Origin of the sequence: Pseudorhodobacter sp. E13, assembly GCF_003991405.1 — a bacterium.
Classification (GTDB): Bacteria; Pseudomonadota; Alphaproteobacteria; order Rhodobacterales; family Rhodobacteraceae; genus Pseudorhodobacter.
The window spans coordinates 1-15,826 of record NZ_RPEN01000153.1 but is presented as its reverse complement, the minus strand read 5'-3'; the positions used below and the strand labels follow the sequence as shown (position 1 = coordinate 15,826).

Annotated in this window: 11 protein-coding genes; 8 read left to right on the top strand and 3 right to left on the bottom strand. The window is 61.2% G+C overall.

What is annotated here, in order from left to right; genetic code table 11:
• Positions 1-45 precede the first annotated feature (45 nt).
• Positions 46-1,395 carry a dimethylsulfonioproprionate lyase DddP gene (dddP, locus tag EGN72_RS07950; protein ID WP_127046327.1) on the bottom strand — a complete coding sequence of 450 codons (1,350 nt, stop codon included), beginning with the start codon at positions 1,393-1,395 and terminating at the stop codon, positions 46-48.
• Here dddP and EGN72_RS07945 point away from each other — a divergent pair.
• The 4 genes from EGN72_RS07945 (at position 1,394) to EGN72_RS07930 (ending at position 7,463) form a co-directional block, all read left to right on the top strand.
• The gene (locus tag EGN72_RS07945) at positions 1,394-2,302 is read left to right on the top strand and encodes a DUF3445 domain-containing protein (RefSeq protein ID WP_233587080.1); all 909 of its coding nucleotides are present in this window, start codon (positions 1,394-1,396) and stop codon (positions 2,300-2,302) included. The two genes, dddP and EGN72_RS07945, sit on opposite strands and share 2 nt — an antisense overlap.
• Positions 2,303-2,432: 130 nt before the next feature.
• The gene (gene guaB, locus EGN72_RS07940; protein ID WP_127046325.1) at positions 2,433-3,881 is read left to right on the top strand and encodes an IMP dehydrogenase; all 1,449 of its coding nucleotides are present in this window, start codon (positions 2,433-2,435) and stop codon (positions 3,879-3,881) included.
• A 3-nt stretch (positions 3,882-3,884) separates the two neighbouring features.
• Positions 3,885-5,051, top strand: coding sequence for an RsmB/NOP family class I SAM-dependent RNA methyltransferase (locus EGN72_RS07935; RefSeq protein ID WP_127046323.1), 1,167 nt, complete (start codon positions 3,885-3,887; stop codon positions 5,049-5,051).
• 117 nt (positions 5,052-5,168) lie between these two features.
• Positions 5,169-7,463, top strand: a complete 2,295-nt coding sequence (locus EGN72_RS07930; RefSeq protein WP_370323226.1) for an ATP-binding protein — start codon at positions 5,169-5,171, stop codon at positions 7,461-7,463.
• Positions 7,464-7,469: 6 nt separating this feature from the next.
• On the opposite strand, the gene EGN72_RS07925 is transcribed toward EGN72_RS07930, so the two are convergent.
• Complete coding sequence (locus EGN72_RS07925) at positions 7,470-8,066, bottom strand: hypothetical protein (protein WP_127046321.1); 597 nt, start codon at positions 8,064-8,066, stop codon at positions 7,470-7,472.
• 192 nt (positions 8,067-8,258) lie between these two features.
• Between EGN72_RS07925 and recA the strand changes: the two genes are divergently transcribed.
• The 4 genes from recA to EGN72_RS07905 all read left to right on the top strand — a co-directional run bounded on the left by recA (position 8,259) and on the right by EGN72_RS07905 (position 13,411).
• Positions 8,259-9,332, top strand: a complete 1,074-nt coding sequence (gene recA, locus EGN72_RS07920) for a recombinase RecA (RefSeq protein ID WP_127046319.1) — start codon at positions 8,259-8,261, stop codon at positions 9,330-9,332.
• Between the two features lie 142 nt (positions 9,333-9,474).
• On the top strand, positions 9,475-12,132 hold the full coding sequence (alaS, locus tag EGN72_RS07915; protein ID WP_127046317.1) for an alanine--tRNA ligase: 2,658 nt from the start codon (positions 9,475-9,477) through the stop codon (positions 12,130-12,132).
• A complete protein-coding gene (locus tag EGN72_RS07910; protein WP_127046315.1) occupies positions 12,133-12,423 on the top strand; it encodes a DUF1330 domain-containing protein in 291 nt (96 codons plus the stop codon).
• Positions 12,424-12,616: 193 nt separating this feature from the next.
• Complete coding sequence (locus EGN72_RS07905; protein ID WP_127046313.1) at positions 12,617-13,411, top strand: class II glutamine amidotransferase; 795 nt, start codon at positions 12,617-12,619, stop codon at positions 13,409-13,411.
• A 378-nt stretch (positions 13,412-13,789) separates the two neighbouring features.
• On the opposite strand, the gene typA is transcribed toward EGN72_RS07905, so the two are convergent.
• Entirely contained in the window at positions 13,790-15,607 is a 1,818-nt protein-coding gene (typA, locus tag EGN72_RS07900; protein ID WP_127046311.1) for a translational GTPase TypA, read from the bottom strand.
• Positions 15,608-15,826: the final 219 nt, after the last annotated feature.

The following is a 15,826-nucleotide window of genomic DNA, read 5'->3' as shown; positions in this document are numbered from 1 at the left end:
ATATTGGGGCGGCGCACGCGGGGTGTAACCCTTTGTAACCCCGCCTCACAGGCTTGTGTTGCCCATCAACGCGGCATCGAACGGGTATTTCGTCAGGTTTTCATACCCGGTTTCGGTGATCAGCACCTGATCTTCCAGCTTGATCGAGAAATCGCCGCCTTCGGGCGAAATCAACGCCTCGACGCAAAGGCACATGCCGGGTTCCAGCGCATAATCAAACGCGCCTTCGACCGCCTGATCGGGATAGGCCACCAAGGGCCATTCATCGCACAGACCCACGCCATGCATCATGCAGCCGTATTTCAGCTTTTGATAGTGGTCGGGCAAGCGGTGGCATCTGGCCGAAAGCTCGGGGATGGTCACGCCGGGTTTCAGCATCGCCATGTTCTGCGCGATATGTTCTACCCCGATCCGCATCGCCTCGATCATATCGGGGCGGGGCGCGCGATCGCCCACCCACCATGTCCGGCTGATATCGACACAAATGCCATAAGCGCCGATCAGGTCGGTATCGAAGGCCACGATTTCATTGTTCTGCACGATGCGCTGGCCGCATTCCTGAAACCACGGATTCGTGCGCGGGCCTGATGACAGCAGCCGCGTTTCAATCCATTCGCCGCCGCGCCGGATGTTTTCGGCATGCAGAACGGCCCAGATATCATCTTCCGACATATGGCCCAGCGGCACGCCTGTGCGGGCGGCGCGTTCCATTTCGGCCACCGCCGCCTCACAGGCATGGGAGGCGCAGCGCATCGCCAGAATTTCATCCGGGCCTTTGATGCTGCGCGCCTTCTCGGTCAGCTCCTCGCCGGGGATCACCGCAAATCCCACCGCTTCCAGCGCGCGAAGCCCGTGCAGCATCACCTTATCCACGCCCAGCCGCATATTGCCGCCGCCATGCTCGGCGATGATAGCGCGCACCTCGTTGGCAAAAACATCCGCCGCGGGGTCCAGCTTGTCGCCGCGATCGAAATAGAACAGATCGGCCCCGCTGCGCTGTTCGCGCACCAAAGGGTTGAATTTGCTTAGGAACATCGCCTGCTTGTAATCCCAGACGACCATATAGCCATCGGCGCAGACCAGACAGGCGCGAAAGGCGTTATGGGTGTTCCACAGCTGCATATTGGTGCTGTCGGTGGCATAGCGGATGTTCAGCGGGTCAAACATCAGCACCCCGCCATACCCCCGCGCCACCACGCCCTGCACCAGCCGATTGTGCCGGAAGGCGCGCATCGCGGGCAGGTCGGGCAGTTGCAGCCCCACGGCGGCCCATTCGGCATAGGCAAGCTGGGTCGGCCCAATCTCTACCCGGTCATTGTCATTGGGGCTGCCATCGGCCAAGCGGTCCCCGCGTGTGGGGTCGATCTTGCGGCGGGCGGAATAGGGGACATTCATGCAAGGCCCTTTCGGATGTGATGACAAATGGTGCGGCCAAGCCTGCCCGGGGGTCTTGCCCAATCCCGACGCAGGCATGTCGGAATTCGCTTTGCATTTCCGCCCCGCAGCCCGCAGATTGTGCGGCATGACCGCGATCCTGAACCACAGCCTGCCCGCCTTGCCTTGGGCCGATCCGCGCCTTGCGCGCCTGCCCGGAACCTTGCCCGTGGCAGGGGATCGCTGGTTCACGGTTGCTGAAACCTATGCCGCCCAGATGGCCGAGCGGGACCGGCTGATCGCAAGCGCCGCCCCCGTTCATGCGCTGCTGCCCGAGGCCGAAGCCGCCGCAGCCGAGCTTTATGACCTGACGCTGGACAAGCTGCGCGCAACGCCCGGTTTCAGCTTTGGCGCGCAGGCCGTGACGCGCCCGGATGGTGTGCAGGTGGCCTTGCAGCGCGCGCAGCCCTTGCTGACGCTTGGCCGATTGCTGCAAGAGGATCTGTGCCTGCTGACAAAGGGCACCAACGATGAACATTGTCTGACCGCTGCCATCTTGTGTTTTCCCGCGTCCTGGACATTGGCCGAAAAGCTGGGCCGCCCGATGTCGGCCATTCACATCCCGGTGCCGGCCTATGACGCAAATATCACCAAACGCGTGCAGCGCCTTCTGGATGCGGTGCGCGCGGGCCAGCCGCTGTGGCGGATGAACCATAACCTTTATGCCAATCCCGATCTGTTCCACCCCCGGACCGAGGCCGCGCCGCGCAGTGATGCCGCCCCGCGCTATCTGCGGGCCGAACATCAATGCCTCGCCCGTTTGCCGCAAACCGGCGCGATCCTGTTTTCCATCCATACCTATGTGATGGCGTTTGGCGACCTTGCGCCCGAGGATTTGCGCAGCCTGCTGGCCGCCCATCGCCGCTGATCCCGACAAACGGGGGCGCAGCCAAGGCGGAAAGCCCGTTTTGCCCCATGCAGGGCGGGATTTGGGCTTGCCATCTACGGCCATGCGTGAAACAGCAAACCGCCAAACGACCGCTCCCACGGAGGTTCCCATGGAGATTCGCGAGGCCCTTACTTTTGATGACGTTCTGCTGGTTCCGGCGGCAAGTTCTGTGCTGCCCTCCGATGCGGATACATCAACCTTTGTCACCCAATCCATCCGGATGAACATTCCGCTGTTGTCCTCGGCCATGGATACGGTGACGGAAAGCCGCATGGCGATTGCCATGGCGCAGGCGGGGGGCATCGGCGTTGTGCATCGCAACCTGAGCGTGGAACAGCAGGCGCAGGAAGTGCGGCGGGTAAAGCGGTTTGAATCGGGCATCGTTTACAGCCCGATCACCCTGACCCCGGATCAGACGCTAGCCGATGCCAAGGCGTTGCAGGCGCGCTACAACGTCACCGGGTTTCCGGTGGTGGATGAAACGGGCCGCGTTGTCGGCATCGTGACCAACCGCGATATGCGCTTCGCCTCGGATGATCGCACGCCCGTCAAGGTGATGATGACCAGCGATAATCTGGCCATTCTGGCCGAGCCTGCGGACCGCGACGCCGCGATTTCCCTGATGAAGGCCCGGCGCATCGAAAAGCTGCTGGTGACCGATGGCAAAGGCAAGCTGACTGGCTTGTTGACCCTGAAAGACACCGAACAATCGGTGCTGAACCCCAATGCCTGCAAGGATGAGTTGGGGCGCCTGCGGGTTGCTGCTGCCTCGACCGTGGGTGATGCGGGGTTCGAACGCTCTCAGGCGCTGATCGAGGCGGGCGTGGATATGGTGGTGATTGATACCGCCCATGGCCATTCCGAAGGTGTTGCCCGCGCGGTGGAGCGTATCAAGGCGCTGTCCAATGCTGTGCAGGTGGTGGCAGGCAATGTCGCCACGGCCGAGGCTACGCGCGCGCTGATCGGGTCGGGCGCGGATGCGGTGAAAGTGGGTATTGGCCCCGGTTCCATCTGCACCACGCGGATTGTGGCGGGCGTTGGCGTGCCACAATTGACAGCGATCATGGATGCCGCACAGGCGGCGGGCAATGTGCCGGTGATTGCTGATGGTGGCATCAAATATTCCGGCGATTTCGCCAAGGCGATTGCGGCGGGGGCGTCCTGCGCCATGGTCGGCTCGGCCATCGCGGGCACCGACGAATCCCCCGGCGAGGTGATCTTGTATCAGGGCCGCTCGTTCAAATCTTATCGCGGCATGGGCAGCCTTGGTGCCATGGCGCGCGGCTCGGCGGATCGGTATTTCCAGAAAGATGCCGCCAGCGACAAGCTGGTTCCCGAAGGGATTGAAGGGCAAGTGCCCTACAAAGGCTCTGCTGCGGCGGTGGTGCATCAACTGGTCGGTGGTTTGCGCGCGGCCATGGGCTATACCGGCAACGCAACCGTGGCCGATATGCGCAAGAACTGCACCTTCGTAAAGATCACCGGGGCCGGGCTGAAGGAAAGCCATGTCCATGACGTGCAGATCACCCGCGAAAGCCCGAACTACCGGATCGGCTAAGCCATGAACCCCGCCGCCCGCTATGCCGCTGCCATCGAGATTCTGGACAAGGTTCTGGGCGGTGCGGCGGCGGAAAAGGTGCTGACCAATTGGGCGCGGTCCAACCGCTATGCCGGGTCGGGGGATCGCCATGCCGTGCGCGATATCGTCTTTGACGCGCTGCGCTGCAAACGCTCTTACGCCAGCCTTGGGGGGGCGGACACCGGGCGCGGGTTGGTTCTGGGCGGCTTGCGCCGGGCCGGGGTGGCGGCGGATGCGGTGTTCACCGGTGCAGGCTATGCCCCGCCCGCGCTGAGCGAGGCCGAAGCCGGGGCAGGGGCAGAGCCTGCGGGCAATGCCGCACTGGATTGTCCCGATTGGCTGGAACCTGCCCTGCGCGCCAGCCTTGGCACCGATTTCGCCCCGGTCATGCGTTGCCTGCAATCGCGCGCCCCGGTCTATCTGCGCGTCAACCTGCGCAAGACCACCCCCGCCAAAGCCATAGCCGCCCTTGCCGCCGAAGGCATCGAAACCCAACCCGCCCCTTTGGCCGATACCGCGCTGGAGGTGGTGACAAATCCCCGCAAGGTCCAAGCCAGCAAGGCCTATCTCGATGGGCTGGTAGAGCTTCAGGACGCCGCCTCGCAGGCCATTGTGGCGGCCTTGCCCTTGGCGGCAGATCAACGCGTGCTGGATTATTGCGCGGGCGGTGGCGGCAAAACCCTTGCCATGGCCGGGCAAGCCGCCGCGCGGTTCTATGCGCATGATATTTCATCGGCCCGTATGCATGACCTGCCCGCCCGCGCCAAACGCGCAGGGGTCAAGGTGGATCTGCTGGGCACGCCCGCGCTGGCCAAGGCAGGCCCTTTCGATCTGGTCTTTGCCGATGCGCCGTGCAGTGGCTCTGGCAGTTGGCGCCGCGCGCCCGAGGCGAAATGGGCGCTGACACCGGACCGCTTGGCCGAACTTTGCGCGATTCAGGCGCAGATCATGGATCAGGCCAGCGCGCTTGTCGCCACCGAAGGCTGCTTTGCCTATGCCACCTGTTCACTGCTGGAGGCGGAAAATGCGGCGCAGGTGGCTGGTTTTCTGGCCCGCCACCCCGGTTGGACGCTGCTGTCCAGCCGTGTGCTGACGCCACTGGATGGCGGCGATGGCTTTTATATCGCTGTCCTTAAAAGGTTGCGGTAGTATTTCCCTACAACCTGTGCTTGTTTTCGTGGACGCATTAAGGGGCGGTTAAGGAATTTGCCCCCTAGTATCGGACAGCACAGACCGAGGTGGAGTAGGGCCGTGGCGAAAGCCCAAATGATGCAGCGCAATCTGGTGGACGTGGCGACCAATCTGGGCGGCAAAGCCTGGCTGCTTTTGGCCGCCGCAATGGGCTGTCTGGTGATCAGCGCCTTCGCGACGGATGTGACCATGCAACGCACGGCTGTGGTGGCAGGGGTCACATTTGCCTGTCTGGTGCTGTTGATCCGCGGCACGGTTTTTTGGGCGCAGCGCGCCGACCGGCTGCGGGCAAAACACTTGCAAGCACTGGTTGGCAAGGATGCCACACCTTGTTTCACCACCGATGCTTTCGGGCATATCCTGTTCATGAACCCTGCCGCGCTGTCCCGGTTCTCCTCGTCCGAGGGCAGCACGCTGATTGCCAAGCTCAACGATCATTTCGCCAGCCCGGCTTCCGTTTTGTTCCGCCTGCAAAGCCGGGCCAAGAACGCAGGCTCTGCCCGCGAAGATGTGGTGACACGGCACGGCCACACGCGGCTTTCCGTTCATGCGCTGACGGTGGATCGGTTCTTGTGGCGGCTGGAGGAGTTTGTGGACAGGTCGCAAGCCGGGCGCGGGGCAGAAATGCTCAGCCTGCCGATGCTGGTGGCCAATAAAACCGGCGTTGTGCTGTTCACGAATGAGGCGATGCGCCGTCTGTTGGGTGCAAGGCCGAAACGGCTGGACCGCGTCTTCAACTCGCCCGTCCTGCATTCGGGGGAGGAGGTGGAGGTTGCCTCTGCCGAAGGTCCGGTGCGCGCGATTCTGGCCGAGATTGCAGGCGCTGGCGAACGGCGAGAGATTTACCTGCTGCCCGTGCGCGAACGCGCCGATGGTACGGAAATGGTTGCAGATTTCGAACATCTGCCAATTGCGCTGATCAAGTTTCGCGCCGATGGCTCCATGCGCTCGGCCAATGCCTCCGCCCGTGATCTGACCAAGCTGCGCCCCGATGACATGCCGCAGATTCATGATCTGTTTGAAGGGCTTGGCCGCTCCGTCTCGGATTGGATGGATGATGTGATGGCCGAGCGCGTGCCGGGCGCGGCCGAGGTGATGCGCCTGCACCGCGAAGGCAGCGATGTCTTTGTGCAGGTCGCCTTGCGCCGGATTGTCGAAAACGGGCGCCCGGCGGTGCTGGCGATCCTGCAAGACGCGACCGCGCTGAAAACGCTGGAGGCGCAATTCGTCCAAAGCCAGAAAATGCAAGCCATCGGTCAGCTTGCAGGCGGAATCGCCCATGATTTCAACAATCTGCTGACCGCGATTTCCGGCCATTGCGATCTTTTGTTGCTGCGCCACACCCAGACAGACCCCGAATATGCCGACCTTGTGCAGATTCATCAGAACGTCAACCGTGCCGCCAGCCTTGTCGGGCAGTTGCTGGCCTTTTCGCGCAAGCAGACGTTGAAGCCCGAACATATTGATGTGCATGATGTTCTGGCCGATATGACGCATCTGCTCAACCGCTTGGTGGGCGAGCGCGTCAAGCTGGAACTGACCCATGCGGCGGCCTTGGGCACGATCCGGGCTGACAAGCGGCAACTGGAACAGGTGTTGATGAACCTCGTCGTCAATGCCCGCGACGCGATGCCCGAAGGGGGTGTGATCCGGATTGAGACGGAAGCCGTGACGCTGGAAAAAGACACGCCTTATCAGCGGGTTGTCATCCCCGCCCGGGCCTATTCGGTGATCCGGGTGATTGATGAAGGCTGCGGCATCGCGCCGGACTGGTTGCAAAAGATTTTTGAACCTTTCGTGACCACTAAAGGTGTCGGGCAGGGCACCGGGCTTGGCCTGTCCACGGTTTACGGCATTGTCAAACAATCCGGCGGGTTCATCTTTGTGGATAGTGAACTGGGCAAAGGCTCTGTCTTTACGCTTTATTTCCCGGTGCATGAAGATCAGGCGCCCAAAGCTGTGCCAGCCCCGGTTGCCAAACCTGCAAGCCCCCATAAACCCGGCGAAGGGGTGATCTTGCTGGTCGAGGATGAGGCGCCGGTGCGGGCCTTTGCCTCCCGTGCGCTGCGACTGCGCGGATATACGGTGCTGGAGGCCGAGAATGCCGAAGCCGCGTTGAAAACACTGGAAGATCCGGCGCTGGAGATTGATGTTTTCGTGACCGATGTGGTCATGCCCGGCATGGATGGCCCGGCCTGGGTGCGTGAGGCGCTGCAACAGCGCCCCGATGTGCGGGTGGTCTTTGTGTCCGGCTATGCCGAGGATTGCCTGTCAGAAAATCAGGCGCGCATCCCGAATTCGGTGTTTTTGGCCAAACCCTTCTCGCTCAATGATCTGGCGACGGTGGTGCAAGGCCAGATGGTGCATTAACCCCGGTCAGGCCTGTGGGATGGCGTGATAAAGCCGGAAGTCATCGGCCGCGAATTCACGCAGCTTCGCCTCGGTCGCGGGGTCCAGTTCCAACGAGGCCAGCGGCGAGACATTGAGGCGCGGCAAGATGATCTCGCATCCCAGCCGATCCTCGAGGAAGGTGACAAAGCGGTCGATATCCTCATAGCGGAACAGATGGTCGACGCCTTTCTCCTTGCGCGGTTTCAGAAACTGCGCCTGTGACCCGACGGCCGCAAACTCCGGCTGATCGTCGGAACAATAGGCGAGGACAAATTCGTCAAAGCTTTTGCCAATGGTGCTTTTGCGCGGATCGACCACCTCATCGCGCTGGCGATAGCGGAACCAACTGCCCAACCAGTCGCGCGGCTCTCGCATCATGGCGCAAACGGTGAAAGGATGGCCGGAGGCAACCTCCAGATAGGGCCCAAGAAACCGGTGAAACCGCTGCACGCTGGTATGTTTCAACACCGGCGGGCGCTGCACGACAACGGCTGAAAGCGATTCTAACGCGGCCTCGATCGCGGTTGATCCGGTCTTCGGCGTTGCCAAAAACGCCAGCTTCTGATCCCAAAATACCAACATGCCTGCTCTTTCCATGTTTTTCTGTATCTGCACCCTCAGCCGTAAACTATCCCTTAACGAATTTGGGCAAAAGCTGATTTTAGAAGAATTCGATTTAAATGTTCTTGTTTTTCCCCAGAAAACATGAGAACAAGTCAGGAACAAATACCATGATTGCCGCTTGCGGGCGGCTGTGGAATAAAGGGGCGAGAAATGGCTACGGCAAACCTTCTGGATCTGAACGGAAAACGCGAGATGGATAAGGCAAAGGCGCTGGAAAGCGCATTGGCACAGATTGAACGTCAATTCGGCAAAGGCTCTATCATGAAGCTGGGCGCCGAAAATGCCGTGATGGATGTGGAGGCAACCTCGACCGGCTCGCTCGGCCTCGATATTGCACTGGGCATCGGCGGCTTGCCGCAGGGCCGGATTATTGAGATTTACGGGCCGGAAAGCTCTGGCAAGACCACGTTGACGTTGCATGTGGTGGCCGAGATGCAGAAGAAAGGCGGCGTTTGCGCCTTTGTCGATGCCGAACATGCGCTGGACCCGCAATATGCCAAAAAGCTGGGCGTCAATCTGGATGAGCTGCTGATCAGCCAACCCGACACGGGCGAGCAGGCGCTGGAGATTGTGGACACGCTGGTCCGCTCGGGCGCGGTGAATATCATCGTGGTTGATTCGGTCGCGGCCCTTGTGCCGAAATCCGAGATCGAGGGCGATATGGGCGATATGCAGATGGGCTCTCAGGCCCGTTTGATGAGCCAGGCCATGCGCAAACTGACCGCCTCGATCGGGCGCAGCAATTGCATGGTGATCTTCATCAACCAGATCCGCATGAAAATCGGCGTGATGTTCGGCAGCCCGGAAACCACGACCGGCGGCAATGCGCTGAAATTCTATGCGTCAGTGCGTCTGGATATCCGCCGCATCGGCGCGATCAAGGACCGGGATGAGGTTGTCGGCAACTCGACCCGCGTCAAAGTGGTGAAAAACAAGGTGGCCCCGCCCTTCAAACAGGTGGAATTCGACATCATGTATGGCGAAGGCATCTCCAAGACCGGGGAACTGGTTGATCTGGGCGTCAAGGCAGGCGTGGTGGAAAAATCCGGTTCCTGGTATTCCTACGGGGACGAGCGGATCGGGCAGGGGCGTGAGAATGCCAAGCTGTTCCTGAAGTCAAACCCCGCCACCGCGCAGGAGATTGAAGATAAAATCCGCGCCTCGCATGGGTTGGATTTCCATATGGATGATGGCGGTGCCTCTGAGGCCCTGCTGGACGATTAAGCCGAAGTCACAGGTTTCGACGGTTTGGCCGGGGTGCAATGCCCCGGCCTTTTTCATTGGATGTGACAGGGTTGTGGACAGTCTTGCCTTGCCCCGTTAAACGAATGTCGAAACTGCCATTCGCCTGATGAGGGGCCGCCCGATGCCATCGCTAAACGATATCCGTTCCACCTTTCTGGATTACTTCAACCGCAACGGTCACCGCGTTGTCGACAGCAGCCCCTTGGTGCCGCGCAATGATCCGACCTTGATGTTTGCCAATTCGGGCATGGTGCAGTTCAAAAACTGTTTCACCGGGGTAGAACAGCGCGATTATGTGCGGGCGACCACGGCGCAGAAATGTGTGCGCGCCGGGGGCAAGCATAACGATCTGGACAATGTCGGCTATACAGCCCGCCACCACACGTTTTTCGAGATGCTGGGCAATTTCAGCTTTGGCGATTATTTCAAATCCGAGGCCATCCCTTTTGCTTGGGAATTGCTGACCCGCGATTTTGATATCCCCAAAGACAAGCTGTTGGTCACCGTTTATCACACGGATGATGAGGCGGCGAACCTGTGGAAAAAGGTTGCGGGCCTGACGGATGACCGCATCATCCGCATCGCCACTGATGACAATTTCTGGCGCATGGGCCCCACTGGCCCTTGCGGCCCCTGCACCGAGATTTTCTTTGACCATGGCGACAAGATCTGGGGCGGCCCCCCCGGCAGCGCCGAGGAAGATGGCGACCGCTTCATCGAAATCTGGAACCTCGTTTTCATGCAGAACGAGCAGCACGCCGATGGCAGCCTGACCCCGCTTCCCAAGCAAAGCATTGATACCGGCATGGGGCTGGAGCGGATTGGCGCGCTGCTGCAAGGCAAGCATGACAATTACGACACCGACCTGATGCGCAGCCTGATCGAGGCATCGGCCCATGCCACCAGCTCGGACCCTGATGGCCCCGGCAAGACGCATCACCGCGTGATTGCCGACCATCTGCGCTCCACCTCTTTCCTGATTGCCGATGGGGTGATGCCCAGCAACGAAGGGCGCGGCTATGTGCTGCGCCGGATCATGCGCCGCGCGATGCGCCACGCCCACCAGCTTGGCGCGCAGGACCCGGTGATGCACCGTCTGGTGCCCGCTTTGGTGCGCCAGATGGGCGCCGCTTACCCTGAATTGAACCGCGCGCAGGCCTTGATCGAGGAAACGCTGCGGCTGGAGGAAAGCAAATTCCGCCAGACCCTGGACCGTGGTTTGAAGCTGCTGGATGATGAGCTGTCGAAAATCCCCGAAGGCGCTGACCTGCCGGGTGAGGCGGCGTTCAAGCTGTATGATACTTATGGCTTCCCGCTGGATCTGACGCAGGACGCGCTGCGCGAAAAGGGCCGCGCGGTGGATACCTCGGGTTTTGAGGCGGCGATGGCCGAGCAAAAGGCCAAGGCGCGCGCAAGCTGGGCCGGGTCGGGCGAAACCAAGGATGCCGCGATCTGGTATGATCTGGCCGAGGCGCATGGCGCGACTGAATTCCTTGGCTATGACCTTGAGGCCGCCGAGGGGCAGGTGCTGGCGCTGGTCAGCGCCGGGGCCGAAGTGGCCAAATCGGGCAAGGGCCAGTCGGTGCAGATCATCCTGAACCAGACGCCGTTTTATGCGGAATCGGGCGGGCAGGTTGGCGATGAAGGTGTGGTGAAAACCGCCACCGGCCGCGCGCGCATCACCGATACCAAGAAGAGCCAAGGCCTGTTCATCCATCTGGCCGAAGTGACCGAGGGCGAGATTGCCAAAGGGCAGGGGGCCACGCTGACGGTCGATCATGCGCGCCGGTCGGCGATCCGGGCCAACCACTCGGCCACCCATTTGCTGCATGAAGCGCTGCGCCGCGCGCTTGGCGATCATGTGGCGCAGCGCGGCTCGCTGAACGCGCCGGACCGCTTGCGCTTTGATTTCAGCCATGGTCAGGCCGTGACCCCCGCCGAACTGGCGCAGGTAGAGGCCGAGGTGAACGCCTATATCCGGCAAAATGGCGCGGTAGATACCCGCATCATGACCCCGGATGACGCGCGGGGCCTTGGCGCGCAGGCGCTGTTTGGCGAGAAATACGGCGATGAGGTGCGCGTCGTCTCGATGGGGCTGCTGGAGGGTTCGGGCAAGGGCGCGGATGGGCGGACCTATTCGCTGGAACTTTGCGGCGGCACCCATGTGTCGCGGCTGGGCGAGATTGGGCTGTTCGTTCTGCTGGGCGATTCCGCCTCCTCGGCGGGTGTGCGCCGGATTGAGGCGCTGACGGGGGAAGGCGCGCTGGCCTATCTGAAAGAGCAGATGGGTTATCTGGCCGATGTTTCAGCGGCGCTGAAGGCGACACCGGCCGATCTGGCTGGCCGGGCAAAGGCCTTGCTGGAGGAACGTCGCAAGCTGGAAAACGAAGTCGCGCAATTGCGGCGGGAGCTGGCGATGGGCGGCTCTGCCGCTGGGCCGGAGGTCAAGGAGATTGGCGGCGTCAAGCTGATCGCGCAGGTTCTGACCGGGGTTTCCGGCAAGGATTTGCCGGGCCTGATCGACGAGATGAAGGCGCGCCTCGGGTCCGGTGCGGTGCTGTTGATTGCCGATACCGGGGCCAAGCCTGCGGTGGCGGCAGGCGTGACCGAGGATCTTACGGGCTCGGTTTCGGCGGTTGATCTGGTCAAGGCGGCAGCCGCGGCTTTGGGCGGCAAGGGGGGCGGTGGCCGCCCCGATATGGCGCAGGCGGGTGGCGCGGATATTGCCGGGGCAGAGGCTGCGATCGCCGCTGTCGAGGCCATTCTGGAGGGGAAATAAATGCCGACAGCGCTTTGGATTGCCCATGTAGAGGTGACGGACCCCGAGGCTTACGGAAAATATGCGGCGGCGGCTGGCCCGGCGATTGCGGCACATGGCGGGATGTTTCTGGCCCGTGGCGGGCGCTATGTCCAGCTTGAGGGCAAGGACCGGCCCCGCAATGTGGTCGCCCGTTTTCCAAGCCTTGAGGCAGGCGTTGCCTGCTATCATTCCCCGGAATATCAGGCCGCGCTGGCCCATGCCAAAGGGGCGAGCATTCGCGATCTGATGGTGCTGGAGGAGGCGGAGTAAGCCGCCAGCCCTTGCGGAATCGCGCGCGGACACTTCGCTAACTGATTGATAAACAGGGTAAAGATGGAAAATCTTTACCCTATTTTAATGTTTGCACCGCAGCCCGCGCGCCCTCTTTTATCGACGCAATCTTTACTTTATGCTGTGACAATCAAGCGCAGCATCAGACCGCGCCGGGCAGAAGGGTGATTTCATGTGCCGTTGGGCCGCCTATATTGGCAAACCGATTTTTCTGGAAGAGGTGGTCAGCCGCCCCAAACATTCGCTGATCCATCAAAGCCAATGCGCCACCGAATGCAAATCGGCGATCAATGCCGATGGGTTCGGGCTGGCATGGTATGACACGCGGCCAGAGCCGGGGCAGTTTCGCGATGTGTCGCCCGCTTGGTCGGATTGCAATCTGAAAAGCATCATCACGCAGGTGAAATCGGGGCTGTTCCTGAGCCATGTGCGCGCCTCGACCGGGACGGCGACCAGCCGCAACAATTGCCATCCCTTCACCTCCAAGCAATGGTCTTTCATGCATAACGGGCAGGTGGGCGGGTTTGAACGCTTTCGCCGCGCGGGCGATATGCTGATCCCGGACGAATATTATGGCGAGCGGCGCGGGGCCACGGATAGCGAGGCGCTGTTTCTGGTCGCGCTGGCCGAAGGTCTGGCGGATGACCCGCGCGGCGCGCTGGAACGGTCTGTCGCGAAATTCGAAGGTTTGAGCCGCCAGCTTGGCACCGCCCCGCATATCCGCATGACAGCGGCAATCTCGGACGGGCAAAAGCTGTATGCCGTGCGCTATGCCACCGACCATCTGGCACCGACGCTGTATCACCGCTGGTCGAAAACCCATCAGGGCAGGGCCGTGGTGTCCGAACCGCTGGAAACCGATGAGGCGGATTGGGACCTGGTCCCGCCGGGGACGTTTTGCACCTTTGACGGGGAGGGGGTGAAGATGGAACCCTTTGCGCCGCTTGGGGTGGCTGTGGCGGCGTGAAACGGGGAACTGGAACAATTCAGCCGTTGCGGTTATGCAGAAGGTCCAACCCCATTTTGGAGTAGCGTGAACAATGCTTGTTTGGCTTAAAAGCTGGTGGAGGGGTGAATACATACCCTTTGAAAACGACCCTGAAAGCAGTGTTTTCATCGTCGGAGGAGATCAAAGGCGGCATTGGACATCACGTTATGCGCATGCAGTTCTGGATTTCTTGGCACGCGAATGGAAATGGGCAATTGGTGTAGTTATCGCGATAATAGGCTTAATCTTGGCTTATGCCAGACTTTCCTAAATAGGACAAATTGCCCGAACGGACGAGCTTCCTAGCTTGCGCGGTCAAAGAAAAAAAGCCCGCTCAACCGAGCGGGCTTTTCCCATTCAGGCCGATTTCGACTGGCGTTTCCGCTCATGGGGGTCGAGGAAGCGTTTGCGCAGGCGGATGTTCTTTGGCGTGACTTCGACCAGTTCATCATCTGCGATATAGGCGATGCTCTCTTCCAGCGACATGCGCACCGGGGTTGTCAGGCGCACGGCTTCATCGGTGCCGCTTGCGCGCACGTTGGTCAGCTGTTTGCCCTTCAGCGGGTTGATCTCCAGATCATTGTCGCGGGAATGTTCGCCCAGGATCATGCCCTGATACACCGCTTCCTGCGCGCCGATGAAGAATTTGCCGCGATCTTCCAGCTTCCACAGCGCATAGGCCACCGAAGTGCCGTTTTCCATGGAAATCAATACACCCTGACGGCGGCCTTGGATCGGGCCTTTATGCTCGGTCCAGCCGTGGAACAAGCGGTTCAGAACCCCGGTGCCGCGCGTATCGGTCAGGAACTGGCCGTGATAGCCGATCAGCCCGCGCGAGGGCACATGTGCCACGATGCGGGTTTTGCCCACACCTGCGGGTTTCATCTCGACCAGATCGCCCTTGCGTTCGCCCGTCAGTTTCTCGATCACCGCGCCGGAATATTCATCATCCACGTCGATGGTGACTTCTTCGACCGGTTCCATGCGCACGCCGTTTTCTTCCTTGAAGATCACGCGCGGGCGCGAGATCGACAGTTCGAACCCTTCGCGGCGCATGTTTTCAATCAGCACGCCCATCTGAAGTTCGCCACGGCCCGAAACCTCAAACGCCTCACCGCCGGGTGTGTCGGCGACCTTGATGGCGACATTGGTTTCGGCCTCATCCATCAGACGTTTGCGGATGATGCGCGACTGCACCTTGGTGCCATCCTTGCCAGCCAGCGGGCTGTCGTTGATGCCGAAGGTCACGGTGATGGTCGGCGGGTCGATGGGCTGCGCCTCAATCGGTTCTTCGACGACCGGATCGCAGAGCGTATCGGCCACGGTGGCTTTGGTCATGCCCGCGATGGTGACGATATCACCGGCCACGGCTTCTTCGATTGGCTGTTGGCCAAGGCCACGGAAGGCGAGGATTTTGGTGACGCGGAACTGTTCGATCCGCTCGCCCGTGCGCGACAGCGCCTTGAGTTGCGCGCCCACTTTCAAGGTGCCTTCTTCCACGCGGCCGGTCAGGATGCGGCCGATGAACGGGTCTGCCGACAGGGTGGTTGCCAGCATCTTGAACGGCTCGGCGGCTTTGGCCACCTGTTTCGGCGCGGGGACGTGTTTCACGATCAGGTCGAACAGCGCGGTCAGATCCTTGCGCGGGCCGTCGAGTTCGGTATCGGCCCAGCCAGCGCGGCCCGAGGCGTAAAGATGCGGGAAATCAAGCTGTTTGTCATCGGCGCCAAGGTTGGCGAACAAATCGAAACATTCGTCCAGCGCACGGTCGGGTTCGGCATCGGCCTTGTCGACCTTGTTCAGCACCACAATCGGGCGCAAACCAAGGGCCAGCGCCTTGGAGGTCACGAATTTGGTTTGCGGCATCGGGCCTTCGGCGGCATCGACCAGCAGGACAACACCGTCGACCATGTTCAGGATACGCTCCACCTCGCCGCCGAAATCGGCGTGGCCGGGGGTGTCGACGATATTGATGCGGATGCCGTTCCATTCCACCGAGGTGGCCTTGGCCAGAATGGTGATCCCGCGTTCGCGTTCGATGTCATTGCTGTCCATCGCGCGTTCGGTGGTGGCTTGGTTGTCGCGGTAGGTGCCGGATTGTTTCAGCAGCTCATCGACGAGGGTGGTCTTGCCATGGTCGACGTGCGCGATAATGGCGATGTTGCGAAGCTCCATCGGAGGGTCTCTTTTTCAAATCATTAGGGTTGGGGGGGCCATAACGGGTTTGCGTCCGAAAGGCTAGGGGGGGAATGAAAAAGAAGCGGGGGGCTGTGCTGGCCCCTGCGTCCATTGTGCTGGCACAATGGCGCGACTGAAGGAAGGCGGGGGGCTGCGCTGGCCCCTGCGTCCATTGTGCTTGCACAATGGCGCGCCTGAAGGAAGGCGGGGGGCTGC

Bases quoted from the DNA above. Each gene is read 5' to 3' on its own strand.
- dddP (WP_127046327.1), bottom strand. From the start codon at position 1,395: ATGAATGTCCCCTATTCCGCCCGCCGCAAGATCGACCCCACACGCGGG.
- EGN72_RS07945 (WP_233587080.1), top strand. From the start codon at position 1,394: ATGCAAGGCCCTTTCGGATGTGATGACAAATGGTGCGGCCAAGCCTGC.
- EGN72_RS07910 (WP_127046315.1), top strand. From the start codon at position 12,133: ATGCCGACAGCGCTTTGGATTGCCCATGTAGAGGTGACGGACCCCGAG.
- guaB (WP_127046325.1), top strand. From the start codon at position 2,433: ATGGAGATTCGCGAGGCCCTTACTTTTGATGACGTTCTGCTGGTTCCG.
- typA (WP_127046311.1), bottom strand. From the start codon at position 15,607: ATGGAGCTTCGCAACATCGCCATTATCGCGCACGTCGACCATGGCAAG.
- recA (WP_127046319.1), top strand. From the start codon at position 8,259: ATGGCTACGGCAAACCTTCTGGATCTGAACGGAAAACGCGAGATGGAT.
- alaS (WP_127046317.1), top strand. From the start codon at position 9,475: ATGCCATCGCTAAACGATATCCGTTCCACCTTTCTGGATTACTTCAAC.
- EGN72_RS07925 (WP_127046321.1), bottom strand. From the start codon at position 8,066: ATGTTGGTATTTTGGGATCAGAAGCTGGCGTTTTTGGCAACGCCGAAG.
- EGN72_RS07935 (WP_127046323.1), top strand. From the start codon at position 3,885: ATGAACCCCGCCGCCCGCTATGCCGCTGCCATCGAGATTCTGGACAAG.
- EGN72_RS07905 (WP_127046313.1), top strand. From the start codon at position 12,617: ATGTGCCGTTGGGCCGCCTATATTGGCAAACCGATTTTTCTGGAAGAG.
- EGN72_RS07930 (WP_370323226.1), top strand. From the start codon at position 5,169: ATGATGCAGCGCAATCTGGTGGACGTGGCGACCAATCTGGGCGGCAAA.